Annotated in this window: 16 protein-coding genes; 10 read left to right on the top strand and 6 right to left on the bottom strand. The window is 69.1% G+C overall.

Going from position 1 to position 16,019, the window contains the following annotated elements; translation table 11 throughout:
* Positions 1-5: 5 nt before the first annotated feature.
* Positions 6-998 (top strand): tellurite resistance/C4-dicarboxylate transporter family protein, encoded by a 993-nt coding sequence (locus tag AC5Y31_RS07055; RefSeq protein WP_499979186.1) that lies wholly within the window; start codon positions 6-8, stop codon positions 996-998.
* Here the strand turns inward: AC5Y31_RS07055 and AC5Y31_RS07050 are convergent.
* From AC5Y31_RS07050 to AC5Y31_RS07040, 3 genes are read right to left on the bottom strand one after another with little or no spacing between them, the layout of a single operon-like run.
* Positions 958-2,706: an NAD-binding protein gene (locus AC5Y31_RS07050; RefSeq protein ID WP_499979184.1), complete on the bottom strand. Its 1,749-nt coding sequence runs from the start codon at positions 2,704-2,706 to the stop codon at positions 958-960. The genes AC5Y31_RS07055 and AC5Y31_RS07050 overlap by 41 nt on opposite strands.
* A 16-nt stretch (positions 2,707-2,722) precedes the next feature.
* A complete protein-coding gene (locus AC5Y31_RS07045) occupies positions 2,723-3,109 on the bottom strand; it encodes a DUF6394 family protein (RefSeq protein ID WP_065023478.1) in 387 nt (128 codons plus the stop codon).
* Between the two features lie 9 nt (positions 3,110-3,118).
* On the bottom strand, positions 3,119-3,757 hold the full coding sequence (locus AC5Y31_RS07040) for a hypothetical protein (protein ID WP_499979183.1): 639 nt from the start codon (positions 3,755-3,757) through the stop codon (positions 3,119-3,121).
* Positions 3,758-3,809: 52 nt separating this feature from the next.
* On the opposite strand from AC5Y31_RS07040, the gene AC5Y31_RS07035 reads away from it, so the two are divergent.
* The 6 genes from AC5Y31_RS07035 to AC5Y31_RS07010 all read left to right on the top strand — a co-directional run bounded on the left by AC5Y31_RS07035 (position 3,810) and on the right by AC5Y31_RS07010 (position 11,154).
* The gene (locus tag AC5Y31_RS07035; protein ID WP_065023480.1) at positions 3,810-4,706 is read left to right on the top strand and encodes a phosphoribosylaminoimidazolesuccinocarboxamide synthase; all 897 of its coding nucleotides are present in this window, start codon (positions 3,810-3,812) and stop codon (positions 4,704-4,706) included.
* Complete coding sequence (locus AC5Y31_RS07030; protein ID WP_499979182.1) at positions 4,703-6,832, top strand: S9 family peptidase; 2,130 nt, start codon at positions 4,703-4,705, stop codon at positions 6,830-6,832. Before AC5Y31_RS07035 ends, AC5Y31_RS07030 begins: the two co-directional genes overlap by 4 nt.
* Before the next feature lie 40 nt (positions 6,833-6,872).
* Positions 6,873-7,361: a glutathione peroxidase gene (locus AC5Y31_RS07025; RefSeq protein ID WP_499979180.1), complete on the top strand. Its 489-nt coding sequence runs from the start codon at positions 6,873-6,875 to the stop codon at positions 7,359-7,361.
* Positions 7,361-8,707, top strand: a complete 1,347-nt coding sequence (locus tag AC5Y31_RS07020; RefSeq protein WP_499979179.1) for a DUF2254 domain-containing protein — start codon at positions 7,361-7,363, stop codon at positions 8,705-8,707. The genes AC5Y31_RS07025 and AC5Y31_RS07020 overlap by 1 nt, the downstream gene beginning before the upstream one ends.
* Before the next feature lie 61 nt (positions 8,708-8,768).
* A complete protein-coding gene (locus AC5Y31_RS07015) occupies positions 8,769-9,479 on the top strand; it encodes a DUF2334 domain-containing protein (RefSeq protein ID WP_499979177.1) in 711 nt (236 codons plus the stop codon).
* A 19-nt stretch (positions 9,480-9,498) separates the two neighbouring features.
* A complete protein-coding gene (locus AC5Y31_RS07010) occupies positions 9,499-11,154 on the top strand; it encodes an FAD-binding dehydrogenase (protein ID WP_499979176.1) in 1,656 nt (551 codons plus the stop codon).
* A gap of 76 nt (positions 11,155-11,230) precedes the next feature.
* Here the strand turns inward: AC5Y31_RS07010 and AC5Y31_RS07005 are convergent, their stop codons facing one another.
* Positions 11,231-11,869, bottom strand: a complete 639-nt coding sequence (locus tag AC5Y31_RS07005; protein ID WP_499979175.1) for an MBL fold metallo-hydrolase — start codon at positions 11,867-11,869, stop codon at positions 11,231-11,233.
* Positions 11,870-11,951: 82 nt separating this feature from the next.
* On the opposite strand from AC5Y31_RS07005, the gene purS reads away from it, so the two are divergent.
* A complete protein-coding gene (purS, locus tag AC5Y31_RS07000; RefSeq protein ID WP_065023487.1) occupies positions 11,952-12,191 on the top strand; it encodes a phosphoribosylformylglycinamidine synthase subunit PurS in 240 nt (79 codons plus the stop codon).
* Positions 12,188-12,862 carry a phosphoribosylformylglycinamidine synthase subunit PurQ gene (gene purQ / locus AC5Y31_RS06995; protein WP_065023488.1) on the top strand — a complete coding sequence of 225 codons (675 nt, stop codon included), beginning with the start codon at positions 12,188-12,190 and terminating at the stop codon, positions 12,860-12,862. The genes purS and purQ overlap by 4 nt, the downstream gene beginning before the upstream one ends.
* Before the next feature lie 13 nt (positions 12,863-12,875).
* Here the strand turns inward: purQ and AC5Y31_RS06990 are convergent, their stop codons facing one another.
* Complete coding sequence (locus AC5Y31_RS06990; RefSeq protein WP_065023489.1) at positions 12,876-13,673, bottom strand: family 1 encapsulin nanocompartment shell protein; 798 nt, start codon at positions 13,671-13,673, stop codon at positions 12,876-12,878.
* Positions 13,670-14,746: a Dyp-type peroxidase gene (locus AC5Y31_RS06985; protein WP_499979713.1), complete on the bottom strand. Its 1,077-nt coding sequence runs from the start codon at positions 14,744-14,746 to the stop codon at positions 13,670-13,672. Before AC5Y31_RS06985 ends, AC5Y31_RS06990 begins: the two co-directional genes overlap by 4 nt.
* Between AC5Y31_RS06985 and AC5Y31_RS06980 the strand changes: the two genes are divergently transcribed.
* On the top strand, positions 14,745-16,010 hold the full coding sequence (locus tag AC5Y31_RS06980) for a M18 family aminopeptidase (RefSeq protein ID WP_499979173.1): 1,266 nt from the start codon (positions 14,745-14,747) through the stop codon (positions 16,008-16,010). The genes AC5Y31_RS06985 and AC5Y31_RS06980 overlap by 2 nt on opposite strands.
* Positions 16,011-16,019 lie beyond the last annotated feature (9 nt).

Raw genomic sequence — 16,019 nt, 5'->3', positions numbered from 1 at the left:
CGCGCATGGGCGTGACGCGGTGGCCGGCACCGGACGCCTTCGCGGTGGTGATGGCCACCGGCATCCTGTCGATCGCCGCTCGCGACCACCACTACCGTTGGCTCTCAGACACTTTGGGAGTGCTGGCCACCGTCGTGCTGGTGGTGCTGACGGTGGCCGCCGTGCGCGCCTTGCCCCGCTGGGATCTTCGCGACCCGGACGTGACACTGCGGTTGTTCACCTTCGTCGCCGCGTGCGCGGTGCTGGATTCTCGTGTGGTCGCCCATCCGGTGGCGGTGCGTGTACTGGGGGCCGTGGCCCTGATGGCATGGCTGGCGCTGGCGGTCCTGACCTGCCGCAACATGGCGTCCCGTGGCTTGGGGGAGCTGCGAGCTCGTGCCCACGGCGCCTGGGAACTGGCCAGTGTCGGCACGTCGGGTTTGGCGATCCTTGCCGCGCGGGTCGCCCGGCACACCGGTGATCGCGGCTGGGCGCCTGCGGCGGTGCTGATCTGGCTGCTGGCGATCGTGGTCTACCTCGTGATGACCTGGATGATCCTGTGGCGCACCGCCGAAGAACGCAAGGACCGCGATGGCTTCGCACCGGACGACTGGATCTTGATGGGGGCGTTGGCGATCGCCACCCTGGCCGGGCATACCATCTACTCCGGGGCGGTGGCGTGGCTGGCCGGCCCGGTGCGGGTCGTCACGATCGTGACGTGGGTGCTGGCCAGTGCGTGGATCCCGCCGCTGGTCTACTTCGTGCTGCACCGGGTCAACCGGCGGCCCGCGGTGCTGCAACTCACCGGGGCGTGGTGGGCGCTGGTCTTTCCGCTGGGGATGTACTCGGTGGCCACCGCGGCCATCGCCGCCGAACTCCGGACACCGGCCTTGCAGACGGTGTCGCTGGTGGTCTTCTGGAATGCGTTGACGGCCTGGGTGATTGTGGCGGTCGCCGGATTGCTGCGATTGCGGGTGGTCACGCCCGAGGCGCGCCGGCGCGGCGGCGCCGAGCGGTGAGCCAAGCCCACAACCAGGTCAGCGGAACGTCGCGGCCGGTGCAGAGGTACTCCACCGTCGTCGGATCGTGGCAGATCGCCTGTAGCTGCGACAGACCGTCTCGCTTTCCGACCAGCAACACCTGATCGCCGACGGCCAGGGCGGTCCCGTCGGGCGGCATAAAAGTGTGTTCGCCGCCATGGACCAGCACCAGCGCCGCCAGCGGCAAGCTGGTCTCGCGATCGTCGGGCCGCCGCAGGAGATCCGCCACGGTCAAGGTCATCCCGCGCCGTAACCAGTCGGTGATGGCCGGAGCGTGCTCGTCGGTCAACGTGATGACATCTCGGCTGGGGGTGCGCCGGCCGCAGCGCTCCTTCAGCTGGTCGCGCACCGCGGCGGCCCACTGCTCGTCACGGCCGAACGCATGCTCCACGAAGCTCCAGAACACCGGCGTGAGGATCCGGGCGAGCGTCTCGCGGGCGATGAGCTCGGTGGCGATGTACACCTCGTCGATCTGTAGCGCCTCCAGCAGAGCCTTTTTGGAGTTTCGCTGCTGCCGGACCACCAGGTAGACATCGGGGTTGGCCAACCGGGCCTGCTCGGCCAGGGCGATGTTGGTGGTGTCGTTGCGGGTCCCGGCGATGAACCCGACCGCGCCGGAGATGTCGGGTGCACCGTCGGCCGGGTTGACGAGCTCGACGGACAGGCCGCTGGCGATGAGGTCGGCGGCCACATCCCGGCCGAATCCGGTGCCCGCGGAGACCACCCATCTGCCGTCGGCCAGACCCCGGCGCAGCGTCGGCATCTCGTCCTCATCGTTGTCCATCAGCCAGCGCAACAATTGATGGTTGATCGGGCGGTGGATCGACAGCGCGAGGTACTCGCCGAATCTGTCGTCGGCGTTGATGACCGCCGCCGGTGAGAAATGCTCGATCTGGGCCTGGATGTGGCCGTCGGTGCAGCGGGCGAACACCGGTACCTCCGGCCGCAGCAGCGCAACGGTCATCACCACCGCCAGATTGGTGGCGTCGTCGTCGGTCAGGGCGAGCACGCCCTCGCAGTCGCGATGGGCGAGGCCGGCCATGCCGAGCATCGCCGGAACGGCGCAGTCGCCTTCGACGGCGGGAACGTCGAAACTGAGTTGCTCGGCGACCACCGACTGGACCCGGGACTCCTGCTTGTCGATGACGACGAACCGGTGCCCGTGCTCGTCGAGTTCGGCGCCGACGGCCCGGCCGGCCTGACCGTAGCCGGCCACGATGACGAACGGCTCGACCAGCCGGCGGACTTGCCGGCGGAAACGCTGGGCGGCAAGTGCGTCCTGGAAGGCCGCGTCGTTGACCAGGGCGAAGAAGACGCCGATGGCATATGCCCAGCTGATCACGACCAGGTAGATCGACATCGACAGCCACATTCGCTGCGGGTAGCTGAACGCGTGCGGCACTTCGCTGTAGCCGACCGTGGTCAAGGTGATCGTCATCTGGTAGAACGCGTCGAACACGGTGAGCCGGTAGGGGTTTCCCTGCGCATCGGCGCCGGGCATCAGCATCAGTCCGGTGCTGCAGATGCTGAAGGTGGTGATGACGACGATGAACGGCGCGCGCATGCGCCGCATGAATAGGAAGATGACGTCGCTGGTCGGCACCGCCGTCGGTACCCGAACCGGCTTGAGTTTCTGCCGCGACCGCCGGCGGTTCCAGAACGAGAACAGGTGCAGCGAATTCGGCATCGGCTGTCGGGGTTGGTTAGCGGCGCCGGAACGACGCGGTTTCGACCACGAGCAGCGTTACCGAGACGATGTTGGCCAGCAGCGCACCTCCCGACAAGGAGACCACGCTCGCTGTCGCGTGCCTGTCCAGTCCGAAGGTCGAGACGTGGGTGTAATAGACCCACATTGCTGCCGCGGCGGCGAGCTGGAGCAGCGCGACGAGGCTGGTGGACAGGTGGACCGCACCCAATTGGGTGCGGTCGCCGAACTTCAGGACGGTGGTGATGAGCGCCACGATGAGCGCCAGGAACAGCTCCCACGGATTGTGAATGACCGGATCGCCGATGTCACCGACGAAGAAGCCGAAGTTCAATGTCGCCGCCAGCAGCACAAAGAAACCGAAAACCACCTTCTCGAGGTTCACACCGGCAGCCTAGCCGCCGGTGGCGGCCGGTTGGTGGCGTCGCGCCAGTCCGGCAGACCGGAGTTCGAGACCCGCCAGCCGGCTGATGATGAGGGGATCATTGTTCCGCCACGCGCCGACCGGATCGCTGCCGGCGACGGCCAGCCTGCGCAGCGGCTGGTTGGTCAGTGCCCGCAGCGCCATCAACTGTTGACCGGCCGGGGCCGCGGCCAGCGCCAGCACCGCCCGCTTGCGCAGAAAGAACCGCAGCCGAAGCGCCAGCCAGGGCATCGCCACTGCCAGCACCGGCGGCGCCGCGACCGCGATCGCCAGCAGGTAGGCCAGCCAGCCGGCGGTGGTGTTGAGGTCGTGGCCGGCGCCGGCGATGTCGACGGCCGCCTCACCGGCTGCGGTCAGCGGCTTGCTCACCGCATCGCCCACCAGCGGGATGCGATGCGCGCTGTCCCCGGCCGAGGTCAGACTCTCGGCCACGCCGTTGGCGCCGTGCTCGAACTGCCGCCCGACCCCGGCGATGGCGGCCACCGCACCGTGCACGGCGAGGGCGACCAGCACCCACAGGAAGGTCCACACCGCGACGATGGCGTCGCTGAACAGTTGGGCCAGCAGGCGGCCGGGGGAGGTGGCGTAGGGCAGCAACCGTGAAGTCATGGATCCGATCCCAACACAGCCCGCCCCGTCACGTGCTGGATAAGCTGGCCTGATGTCGCGTCCCGCGCTCTCCGATTATCAGCACCTGGCCAGCGGCAAAGTCCGCGAACTGTATCGGATCGACGACAAGCACCTGTTGTTCGTCGCCACCGACCGGATCTCGGCGTTCGACTACATCCTGGACAGTCAGATCCCGGACAAGGGCCGGATCCTGACCGCGATGAGCGTCTTCTTCTTCGACCTCGTCAAGGTCCCCAACCACCTGGCCGGCCCGCCCGACGACCCGCGCATCCCCGAGGAGGTGCTGGGCCGGGCACTGGTGGTGCGCCAGCTGCAGATGATGCCGATCGAGTGCGTGGCACGCGGCTACCTGACCGGCTCGGGCCTGCTCGACTACCAGGACAGCGGCTCGGTCTGCGGCATCGCGCTGCCGCCGGGTCTGGTGGAGGCCAGCAGGTTCGCCAATCCGCTGTTCACCCCGGCCACCAAGGCCGAGATCGGTGAACACGACGAGAACATCTCGTTCGCGCAGGTGATCGACCTGGTGGGCCCGGTGCGGGCCGGCCAGCTGCGCGACCGCACCCTGGAAACCTATGTGCAGGCGGCCGGCCACGCCCTGACCAAGGGGATCATCATCGCCGATACCAAGTTCGAGTTCGGTGTCGACGAACACGACAATCTGGTGCTCGCCGACGAGGTGTTCACCCCCGACTCGTCGCGGTACTGGCCGGCCGATCACTATCAGGCCGGGGAAGTGCAGCAAAGCTTCGACAAGCAGTTCGTGCGCAACTGGCTCACCGGCCCGGAATCCGGCTGGGACCGCGCCGGCACTCAGCCGCCCCCGGCGCTGCCGGATGACATCATCGCCGCCACCCGTGCCCGTTACATCGAAGCCTACGAACGGATTTCCGGCCTGTCCTTCAATGACTGGGTCGGCCCCGCCGCATGACCGACGTCGCACACCCGCTGCCGGATCCCCCTTCGGCCAAGCGGGCGGAAACAACCCGCGTCCACCACCGGGACGTCTTCGTCGACCCCTATGAATGGCTGCGGGACAAGTCCGACCCCGCGGTGCTCGCCCACCTGGAGGCCGAGAACGCCTACACCGACGCCGCCACGGAACACCTGGAACCGTTGCGGCAGAACATCTTCGACGAGATCAAAGCCCGCACCAAAGAAACCGACCTGTCGGTGCCCGCGCGGCGCGGCGACTGGTGGTACTACGGGCGCACCTACGAGGGGAAACAGTACGGCGTTCAATGCCGCTGTCCCATCGGCTCTTCCGACGACTGGGACCCGCCCCAACTCGATGAGGCCACCGAGATCCCCGGCGAGCAGGTGCTGCTGGACCAGAACGCCGAGGCGCAGGGCCACGACTTCTTCGCGCTCGGCGCCGCCGCCGTCAGCCCAGACGGCAATATCCTGGCCTACTCCGTCGACGTCGTCGGTGACGAGCGCTACACGCTGCGATTCAAAGACTTATCCACCGGCGAGCTGTTCCCCGACGAAATCACCGGAATCGGCGCCGGGGTGACCTGGGCGACCGATAACCGCACCGTCTACTACGCCACCGTGGATGCGGCCTGGCGCCCGGACACCGTGTGGCGCTACCGGATCGGCGCCGACCGGCCCGCCGAGCAGGTGTACCACGAGGACGACGAGCGGTTCTGGCTGTCGGTGGGCCGCACCCGCAGCGACGCCTACGTGCTGATCGCGGCCGGGTCGTCGATCACCTCCGAGGTCCGCTACGCCGACGCGGCCGACCCGCAGGCGGAGTTCACCGTGGTGCTGCCCCGCCGGGAAGGCGTCGAGTACTCGGTGGAGCATGCGATCGTCGGCGGCGAAGACCGATTCTTGGTGCTGCACAACGATGGCGCGGTCAACTTCACCCTGGTGCAGGCTCCGGTAGGTGATCCGACCGCGCAGCAGACCCTGATCGCCGGACGTGATGACGTGCGGCTCGATGGGGTGGACGCCTTCGCGCACCACCTCGTCGTCGGCTACCGAGCCGACGGGTTGCCGCGCCTGCAACTGTGGCCGATCGGCAGCGACGGCGACTACCTAGCGCCGCAGGAGATCACCTTCGACACCGAGTTGACCTCCGCGGGCCTGGCGGCCAACCCTAACTGGGACTGCCCGCGACTGCGGGTGGGCGCGACGTCGTTCATCACCCCGGTACGCATCTACGACATCGACCTCGCGACCGGCGAACGCACCCTGCTGCGTGAGCAGCCGGTGCTCGGCGAGTACCGCCGCGAGGACTACGTCGAGTACCGCGATTGGGCCTACGCCGAGGACGGCACCCGAGTCCCGGTGTCGGTCGTGCACCGGGCCGGGATCGAATTGCCAGCTCCCACATTGCTTTACGGTTACGGCGCCTACGAGATGTGTGAGGACCCGCAGTTCTCGATCGCCCGGCTGTCCCTGCTGGACCGCGGCATGGTGTTCGCCGTCGCGCACGTGCGCGGCGGCGGCGAACTGGGCCGGCTGTGGTACGAGCACGGCAAGCTGCTGCAGAAGAAGAACAGCTTCACCGACTTCGTCGCCGTGGGCCGCCGCCTGATCGAGGCCGAAATCTGCCGGCCGGGGCAGCTGGTAGCGATGGGCGGCAGCGCGGGCGGGCTGTTGATGGGCGCGGTGACCAACCTGGCGCCGGAGTTGTTCGCCGGCGTGGTGGCGCAGGTCCCGTTCGTCGACCCGCTGACCACCATCTTGGATCCGTCGCTGCCGCTGACCGTCACCGAGTGGGACGAGTGGGGAAACCCGTTGGACGACAAGGACGTCTACTTCTACATGAAGTCCTACTCGCCCTACGAGAACATCACCCGTCGCGAATACCCGCCGATCCTAGCGATGACGTCACTGCACGACACCCGGGTGTATTACGTCGAGCCGGCGAAGTGGGTTGCGGCGCTACGGCACACCAAGACCGACGCCAACCAGGTCTTGCTGAAAACCCAGATGAACGCCGGCCACGGCGGCATCTCCGGGCGTTACGAACGCTGGAAGGAGATCGCGTTCCAATACGCCTGGCTGCTGGCGACGGCCCGCTGCGAGGTTCCCGGGAAACACTGACCGGGCGCCTCCGGCACCGCCACGAGGTACCCTCGCGGCCATGAGCCTTGCTGATATCCCGCTGACCACCCTCGATGGCCAGTCCACCTCGCTGGCAGACTACGCCGACCGTGCGGTCCTGGTCGTCAACGTCGCCTCAAAATGCGGGCTCACCCCGCAGTACAGCGCCCTGGAGAAGCTGGCCCAGGACTACGCCGACCGGGGGCTGACCGTGCTCGGCGTGCCCTGCAATCAGTTCATGGGCCAGGAGCCCGGAACCCCCGAGGAGATCCGGAGCTTCTGCTCCACCACCTACGGGGTGACGTTTCCGCTGCTGGCCAAGACCGACGTCAACGGCGATGGCCGCCACCCGCTGTACGCGGAGCTGACCAAGACCGCCGACGCCGAGGGGGCTGCCGGTGACGTGCAATGGAACTTCGAGAAGTTTCTGCTCGCCCCCGGGGCGACAGTGGTCAACCGGTTCCGGCCCACCACGGTGCCGGACGCGCCCGAGGTGATTACCGCCATCGAGGCCGTCCTGCCGAACTGATGCGCACCCGCTCGGAGCGCTTCCCGAGTGTTCGGGCGTTGGCGCTGGCTTATCGGTTCCGGGAGAGCCTTTTTCTGCTGCCGCTGGTGATCGTGTTCGGCGGCATGCTGTTGGCCGTTCTCAGCCGTGCGGCGGACCGTCGTATCGGGCCGTCGCCGCGTTTCCTGCTGAAGATGGACAGCGGGGTGGCCACCACGCTGCTGTCCACGATCGCCGGCGCGACGATCACCACCGCGGGGGTCATCTTCTCGCTGACCATCGTGAGTCTGCAGCTGGCGAGCTCCCAGCTGTCGCCGCGGGTGATGCGCTGGTTCATCCGGGACCGGCTCAGCCAGGTCGTGATCGGCCTGCTGGTCGCGACCTTCGTGTACTGCGTGCTGAGCCTGCCCGATCTGGACGGATCCCGCCCGGTGCCCGCGCCGCCACTGACGGTGACCGTCGCCGTGGTGCTGACGATCGTCACCGTGATCACCATCATCGCCCACGTCGACCACCTGGCCCATCGCCTGGAGGTCGGTCAGGTGGTGCGGGAGATCGCCGCGGAGGGCTCGATGGTGATCGACACCGTGGTGGCCGCCGCGGCCGACGAGCAGCCGGCCCCCGAAACCGACATGGACGCTCCGGCGGATGTGCTGCGGCTGACCTCGCCCGGCAACGGCTGGATCAGCCGGGTCGACACCCACCGGTTGTTGGCCGCCATCCCGCCGAACACCAGGATCCGGTTGGACACCCGGGTCGGCGCCTACATCCACCTGGGCCAGCCACTGGTCACGATCTGGCCGCCGCCGGCGCACCCGGACCGGGTGCGGCAGAAGCTGACCCGGGCGATCACCGTCAGCGACAGCCGCACCATGCAGGAGGACATCGACTTCGCGTTCCGCCAGCTCGTCGACATCGGGCTGCGCGCGCTGAGCTCGGCGATCAACGACCCCACCACCGCGGTCGAGGCCACGCTGCGGGTCGGCAGCCTGTTGCGCCGCCTGCTGGTGGTGCCGTTGCCGCTGGTGGCGGTGGCCGGCTCGGAGGGCCGGATCCTGCTGCGACCGTGGGGCCTCAACGCCAAGGAGTACATCGCGCACGGTTTCGATCAGCTTCGTCAGGTGGCACCGTCTCAGCCACTGGTGGCGGCGACGATCCTGCGGGTGCTACGGATGCTGGTCGTCCACGTCGAAGAGCAGGGCCGGCCCGAACACATTCCGGCACTGCGTGAGCAGGCCGACCTGCTGCTGGAATCACTGGCCAAGGCGCCAGAGCTGCATCCGCGCGACCTGGCGCGACTGCGGGCGATCGCGGCCAACAGCACCGACCCGGCCAACCACAGCCGTCGGCGCCGGCTGAGCCTGTAACGCCAGCCGGCGTCTGCTTGGATGTCACCGGCCGGTCACCTGCACCGGCCACACTGGTGGCATGACCGGACAGCTGATCGTCTCCGTCTCGGGGATCGGCGAACGGACCTGCGTCGACGCCGAGTCGTTCTGCGCGCAACTGGACGCCCGAGCCGTGCCGGTGTCACTGCTGGTGGCACCGCGGCTGGGGACGGACTACCGGCTGGACCGCGACCCGCGCACCGTCGACTGGCTGGTGCACCGGCGGGCCGGCGGCGCCGCCATCGTGCTGCACGGTTTCGATGAGGCCGCCACCAAGAAGCGCCGCGGCGAATTCGCCGCCTTGGGCGCCCACGAGGCCAACCTGCGGCTGCTGGGGGCCGACCGCGTGCTGGAGCACCTGGGTTTGCGCACCCGGCTGTTCGCCGCGCCCGGCTGGACGGTGTCACCGGGAACAGTGCGGGCGTTGCCGCGCAACGGTTTTCGTCTGCTGGCCGGTCTGCACACGGTGACCGATCTGGTGCTCGACCGCACCGTACGGGCCCGGGTGGTCGGCGTCGGAGCCGGTTTTCTGACCGCGCCCTGGTGGTGCCGGATGGTGGTGGCGACCAGTGCGCGTATCGCGCGCCGCGGTGGGGTGGTGCGACTGTCGGTGGGCGCTCGGCAGCTGAGCGATCCGGGCGTGGTGGCGGCCATGCTGGATGCGGTGGACGCGGCGCTGGGCCACGGCTGCCGCCCGGAGCGTTACCGGTGGCCGCTCGCGGCCGATGTGGCCTCCGGGCTGAGCGCCTGACTGGCTACGCTGGACCGCCATGAGCGGTAAGGCGGACGTCGACGCGATCATCGTCGGGGCGGGTCTGGCCGGCCTGGTGGCGGCCTGCGAACTGGTGGAACGCGGCCAGCGGGTGCTGATCGTCGACCAGGAGAACAGCGCGAACCTGGGCGGGCAGGCGTTCTGGTCCTTCGGTGGCCTGTTCTTCGTCGACAGCCCCGAGCAGCGGCGGCTGGGAGTGCGCGACAGCCACGAACTGGCCCTGCAGGATTGGCTGGGCACCGCCGGCTTCGACCGCGCGTGCGACCACTGGCCGCGGCAATGGGCGCACGCCTACGTCGACTTCGCCGCCGGGGAGAAACGCAGCTGGCTGACCGCGCGCGGGCTGAAGATCTTCCCGCTGGTCGGCTGGGCCGAGCGCGGCGGTTACGGCGCGATCGGACACGGCAATTCGGTGCCCCGGTTCCACATCAGCTGGGGGACCGGGCCCGCCCTGGTCGAGATCTTCGCGAGCCGGTTGCGGGGCCGATCGCGAGTCCGCTTCGCGCACCGGCACCGGGTTGACGAGCTGATCGTCGAAGACGGCCGGGTGACCGGCGTGCGGGGCAGTGTGCTGGAACCGTCGTCCGCGGCGCGCGGTGTGGCGTCATCACGGAACACTGTGGGGGAGTTCGAATTCCGGGCGTCCGCCGTGCTGGTGACCAGCGGTGGCATCGGCGGCAACCTCGAGCTGGTGCGGCAGAACTGGCCGGAGCGGATGGGCCGCGTCCCGGCGCAGCTGCTGGCCGGGGTGCCCGCCCACGTCGACGGCCGGATGATCGGGATCACCGAGGCCGCCGGCGGGCGGGTGATCAACCGGGACCGGATGTGGCACTACACCGAGGGCATCACCAACTACGACCCGATCTGGCCGGGCCACGGTATCCGGATCATCCCCGGCCCGTCGCCGCTATGGCTGGACGCGGCCGGCAACCGACTGCCCGGGCCGCTGTATCCCGGCTTCGACACCCTGGGCACCTTGGAGCACATCGCGCGTTCCGGGCAGGACTACACCTGGTTCGTGCTGAACGCCAAGATCATCGAGAAGGAATTCGCGCTGTCGGGTCAGGAACAGAACCCGGACCTGACCGGGCGCAGCCTGCGTCAGCTGATCGCCTCTCGGGCCCGGTCCGGGCCGCCGCCCCCCGTGCAGGCGTTCGTCGACCGCGGGGTGGATTTCGTCCATGCCGATTCGCTGCGCGATCTGGTCGCGCGGATGAACGACCTGCCCGATGTGCTGCCACTGGACTATGCGACGGTGGCGGCCGAGGTGACCGCACGCGACCGCGAGGTGGCTAACCGGTTCAGCAAGGACGGCCAGATCACCGCGATCCGCGGCGCCCGGGCCTACCTGGGGGACCGGCTGGGCCGGGTGGTGGCCCCGCACCGGCTGACCGATCCGGCCGCCGGCCCGCTGATCGCGGTCAAACTGCACATCTTGACCCGGAAGACGTTGGGCGGCTTGGAAACCGACCTGGACTCCCGGGTGCTGGGCGCCGACGGCAAGCCGATCGACGGGCTGTATGCCGCCGGTGAGGTGGCCGGTTTCGGGGGCGGCGGGGTGCACGGTTATCGGGCGCTGGAGGGCACCTTCCTGGGCGGGTGCATCTTCTCCGGCCGGGCCGCCGGCCGGGGCGCCGCCGGCGACATCACCTAAAGCCGGTATTCCCGGCGAGCAGACGTGAATGCTCCCTAAAACGCCCGAAAATGGGGGCTTTCACGTCTGCTCGCGGTTAGAACGCGACGGCGCTCTCGGCGGGCAGCACCTGAAAGTCGGTGCGTCCCATCTCGGCGAGCCGCCCGTGGTAGATGCCGCGGGCGTCGTCGGCGATGATGCCCTGGTGGATCGGCACCGCGGCCCGCGGCGCCACGGCCCGCAGGTAGTCGACCGCCTCGGCGATCTTCATCCACGGTGCTGCGGCCGGGGCGGCCAGCACGTCCACCGGCTCGTCCGGCACGAACAGTGCGTCGCCGGGGTGCATCAGCCGGGCCGGATGCCCGGCGTCACCGACGAGGTAGGAGATGTTGTCGATCATCGGCAGCTCCGGATGGATCACCGCGTGCTGCCCGCCGACGCCGCGCACCCGCACCGAGCCGAGCTCGAAGGAATCCCCGACATGCACCGGCCGCCACGGCGGCCCCAGCTGGGTGGCGGTCTGCGGGTCGGCGTAGAGCGCGGCTTCCGGATTGGCGTCGAGCAGCGCAGGCAGCCGCGCGGTGTCGACGTGGTCAGGGTGCTGATGGGTGATCAGGATCGCCGACAGCCCGGTGATGCCCTCAAAGCCGTGCGAGAAGTTGCCCGGATCGAACAGCACCGTGGTGTCGACGAAATCGGCGAGCAGGCAGGAGTGGCCGAAGTGGGTCAATCGCATGTCTTCGATTGTGCGCTCCGGGGCCGCGAACGGGCATCGGTATTGTTGAGCCGACCGATTCCCGTCGACAGTAGGAGCGCGCGTGGCCCGGGTGGTTGTGCACGTGATGCCCAAAGCCGAGATTCTCGACCCGCAGGGTCAGGCGATCGTCGGCGCGCTTGCCCGGCTCGGGCACACCGGCGTGTCGGAGGTGCGGCAGGGCAAGCGCTTCGAGCTCGAGGTCGACGATTCGGTCGACGACGCCGCGCTCGCCGAGATCGCCGAGACGCTGCTGGCCAACACGGTGATCGAGGATTGGACCGTCAGCCGGGAGACGCCGTGAGCGCCCGGGTCGGTGTCATCACCTTCCCCGGCACCCTTGACGACGTCGACGCCGTGCGCGCCGTCCGCTACGTCGGTGCCGAACCGGTCAACCTGTGGCACGCCGACGCCGACCTGAAGGGGGTCGACGCCGTCGTGGTGCCCGGAGGTTTCTCCTACGGCGACTACCTGCGTGCCGGTGCCATTGCCCGGTTCGCTCCGGTGATGGGCGAGGTCGTCGCGGCGGCCGGGCGCGGTCTGCCGGTGCTGGGCATCTGCAACGGGTTCCAGGTGTTGTGCGAGGCCGGGTTGTTGCCGGGCGCGCTGACCCGCAACGCCGGTCTGCACTTCGTCTGCCGCGACGTCTGGCTGCGGGTGGCCTCCACCGAGACGGTCTGGACCTCCCGGTTCGACGCCGACGCCGACCTGCTGGTGCCGCTGAAGTCCGGCGAGGGTCGCTATGTGGCTTCCCCGCAGGTGCTCGACGAGCTGGAGGGCGAAGGCCGGGTGGTGTTCCGCTATCTGGACAACCTCAACGGCTCGATGCGCGACATCGCCGGGGTGAGTTCGGCCAACGGCCGGGTGGTGGGGCTGATGCCGCACCCCGAGCACGCCATCGAGGCATTGACCGGGCCCAGCGACGACGGGCTGGGGTTGTTCTACTCCGCGCTGGACGCGGTGCTCGCGGCCTGAGCCCAGCGCCGCGCTAGCAGGTCAGCGCGACCGCGGCTTCGGCGGTGTAGCACAGGAACGTCAGCGTCTCCTGCAGGTAGAGCTGCACGTTCTCGGCGTCATGCGACAGGTAGCCGATCGACACGTCGGTGCCCAGCCGCAGATCGAAGTCGCCGCCGCGGGTGGTCAGCACGAACGCGCCGCCGATCGCCGGCGCCCAGATGATGTCGCCGGTGACCAGCCGGCGCAGGTGCTCGAGGATCGGATAGCCGTGATCGGAGGTCTCGGCGACCTTTGTGTAGGCATCGGCGGACAGCAGCACCGAGTACGGGCCGTCCACCCCGGCCAGCCGCAGCGCCGAGAGCGCCTGGCTGACCACGTCCGGGATGTCCCGCGGGTCGTCCGGCAGCGTCAACTCGGCATTGGAACTTGCGCTGCGGATGCCCTCCACCGAGGCGGCCGGGTAGCCATCGAAGATGATCCGGTCCTCGGCGAACGCCAGCTTCTTGGCGGCGACTTTCACCGGGTCCCAGTCGGCATCCTGCGAACCGCGCTCGACATCGTCGATCTCCGCACGCGACAGGGTGAACGGAACCCGCAGGCGCACCAGCGGTTTGCTGTCGCGCAGGTGCGCAACCACACCGTCGGCCGGGTCACCGATGCCGGTCAGCCGGCCGGTGCCCACCGCGGCCGCCGTCGGGCCGGCCGGCTCGCTCACATCGACGACCCGGCGTCCGGCGATGTGCCGCTTGAACGTTCGGGCCGCCTCCTGCTCGATGTCGGCCCAGGCCGCCTCGGTGACCGGGGCCAGATCGCGATACAGGTTGTTCATTGCGAGATTCCTTTCAGGCTGCCGATATTCAGTGAGCCATCAACGCCGGTGGGTTCGACGGGTTCAGCGGGGGTCAGGGCCGCCGCCAGGCCCGGCAGCGGCGGCGGATCGTCGAGGAAGTCGGCGGTGGGAGTGAAGAACAGCCCGCCGGTGAGCGCGGTGGAGAAATCCAGGATGCGGTCGGTGTTGCCCGGCGGGTCACCGAGGAACATGTTGCGCAGCATCTGCTCGGTGACTCCCGGGCTCCGCGCGTAGGCGATGTAGTACGTGCCGGACTCGCCGGCGCCCACCGAGCCGAACGGCATGTTGTGCCGCACGATGTCCAGTTCGTTGCCGTCCTCGTCTTCGATCACGTTGAGCGCGATGTGTGAGTCGGCAGGCTTCACCGCGTCGTCGAACTCGATGTCGTCGGCCTTGGTGCGGCCGATCACCCGCTCCTGCTCGGTGACCGGTAGCGCTTCCCAGGCGGCCATATCGTGGACGTACTTCTGAATGTGCACGTAGGAGCCGCCGGCGAAGTCCGGATCCTCGTCGCCGACGGCGGTGGCGTCCAGCGCCTCGTCGCCGACCGGGTTCTCGGTGCCGTCGACGAAGCCGAGCAGGTCGCGATTGTCGAAGAAGCGGAAGCCGTGCACCTCGTCGACCACGGTGATCGCACCGGCCATCGCCTTGACGATGCGGCCGGCGAGTTCGAAGCAGACGTCCATCGTCTCGCCCTTGACGTGGAACAACAGGTCGCCCGGGGTGGCCGGCGCGCTGTGGCGGGGACCGGTCAGCTCGACGAACGGATGCAGCTCGGCCGGGCGGGGCCCACTGAACAGCCGGTCCCAGGCGTCCGAGCCGATCGAGGTCACCAGCGACAGCCGCTTGGTCGGGTCGCGGAAGCCGATCGCCCGGGCGAAACCGGCCAGCTCCGGCAACGCCTCGTGCACGGTCGGCTCACCACCCTCATCGATGGTGGCGACCAGAAAAATAGCCGCACAGGTCAAGGGCGCGATGACGGGCTGAACGGACGGCACGGTATCGACCCTAACGCGCCCGCTGCACCCCAGATGCGAAAGACTTGAGCACATGGCGGCCACCGCAACCGGATTATGCGAGTTCATCGACGCCTCTCCGTCGCCGTTTCACGCGTGCGCGACCGTGGCCGAACGGCTGCGTGCCGCCGGTTACACCGAGCTGGCCGAGACCGACCGCTGGCCGGCAGCACCCGGGCGGTACTTCCTTGTGCGGGCCGGGTCGCTAGTGGCGTGGAATGGTTCTGCGCACGACGGCCACGCCTGGCCATTCCGGATCATCGGCGCGCACACCGACAGCCCGAACCTGCGGGTCAAGCAGCATCCCGCCCGCGAGGTGGCCGGCTGGCAGCTGGTGGCGTTGGCGCCCTACGGCGGTGCCTGGCTGAACTCCTGGCTGGACCGCGACCTGGGTGTCAGCGGGCGGCTCTCGGTGCAGGCCAGTACCGGAATCACCCATCACCTGGTCCGCATCGACGAGCCGATCCTGCGGGTGCCGCAACTGGCCATCCACCTGGCCGACGATCGCAGGTCGGTCACGCTGGACCCCCAGCGCCACCTCAACGCGGTTTGGGCCGCCGGCGGCGCGCCCCGCGACTTCCTCGGCTACGTGGCCGAACGCGCCGGCGTGGAACCGCGCGAGGTGCTGGGTTTCGACCTGATGACCCATGACCTGGCGCCGTCGGGGGTGACCGGGGCCGGCCAGGAGTTCGTCAGCGCGCCGCGGCTGGACAACCAGGCCAGCTGCTACGCCGGGCTGGAAGCCCTGCTGGCCGGCGAGCCGGGGCCTTTCCTGCCGGTGCTGGCGCTGTTCGACCACGAGGAGGTCGGATCCACCTCGGATCACGGCGCCCAGTCCGATCTGCTGCTGACCGTCTTGGAGCGGATCACGCTGGCCGCCGGCGGGGACCGGGAGGATTTCCTGCGGCGGCTGGCCGGCTCGACGCTGGCCTCGGCGGACATGGCGCACGCCACCCACCCCAACTACCCGGACCGGCACGAACCGGGCCACCAGATCGCGGTCAATGCCGGGCCGGTGCTCAAGGTGCAACCCAACCTGCGCTATGCCACCGACGGCCGCACCGCCGCGACGTTCGCCCTGGCCTGCCACCAAGCGGGAGTGCCGCTGCAGCGCTACGAGCATCGCGCCGACCTGCCGTGCGGGTCCACCATCGGTCCGATGAGCGCCGCGGCCACCGGCATCCCCACCGTCGACGTGGGCGCACCGCAGCTGGCCATGCATTCGGCGCGCGAGCTGATGGGCGCGCGCGATGTCAGCTTCTATGCGGCGGCTCTGACGGCCTTCCTGGCTCCCGACTGAGCCGAAATC

It is taken from the genome of Mycobacterium sp. NGS18, assembly GCF_059813185.1.
The sequence above is the reverse complement of the archived record's forward strand: the minus strand, read 5'-3'. Positions and strand labels throughout refer to the sequence as shown.

Coding starts and splice junctions, on each gene's coding strand:
- AC5Y31_RS07055 (WP_499979186.1), top strand. CDS start 6: ATGGGCGTGACGCGGTGGCCGGCACCGGACGCCTTCGCGGTGGTGATG.
- AC5Y31_RS07050 (WP_499979184.1), bottom strand. CDS start 2,706: ATGCCGAATTCGCTGCACCTGTTCTCGTTCTGGAACCGCCGGCGGTCG.
- AC5Y31_RS07040 (WP_499979183.1), bottom strand. CDS start 3,757: ATGACTTCACGGTTGCTGCCCTACGCCACCTCCCCCGGCCGCCTGCTG.
- AC5Y31_RS07035 (WP_065023480.1), top strand. CDS start 3,810: ATGTCGCGTCCCGCGCTCTCCGATTATCAGCACCTGGCCAGCGGCAAA.
- AC5Y31_RS07030 (WP_499979182.1), top strand. CDS start 4,703: ATGACCGACGTCGCACACCCGCTGCCGGATCCCCCTTCGGCCAAGCGG.
- AC5Y31_RS07025 (WP_499979180.1), top strand. CDS start 6,873: ATGAGCCTTGCTGATATCCCGCTGACCACCCTCGATGGCCAGTCCACC.
- AC5Y31_RS07020 (WP_499979179.1), top strand. CDS start 7,361: ATGCGCACCCGCTCGGAGCGCTTCCCGAGTGTTCGGGCGTTGGCGCTG.
- AC5Y31_RS07015 (WP_499979177.1), top strand. CDS start 8,769: ATGACCGGACAGCTGATCGTCTCCGTCTCGGGGATCGGCGAACGGACC.
- AC5Y31_RS07010 (WP_499979176.1), top strand. CDS start 9,499: ATGAGCGGTAAGGCGGACGTCGACGCGATCATCGTCGGGGCGGGTCTG.
- AC5Y31_RS07005 (WP_499979175.1), bottom strand. CDS start 11,869: ATGCGATTGACCCACTTCGGCCACTCCTGCCTGCTCGCCGATTTCGTC.
- AC5Y31_RS06990 (WP_065023489.1), bottom strand. CDS start 13,673: ATGAACAACCTGTATCGCGATCTGGCCCCGGTCACCGAGGCGGCCTGG.
- AC5Y31_RS06980 (WP_499979173.1), top strand. CDS start 14,745: ATGGCGGCCACCGCAACCGGATTATGCGAGTTCATCGACGCCTCTCCG.
- AC5Y31_RS06985 (WP_499979713.1), bottom strand. CDS start 14,746: ATGTGCTCAAGTCTTTCGCATCTGGGGTGCAGCGGGCGCGTTAGGGTC.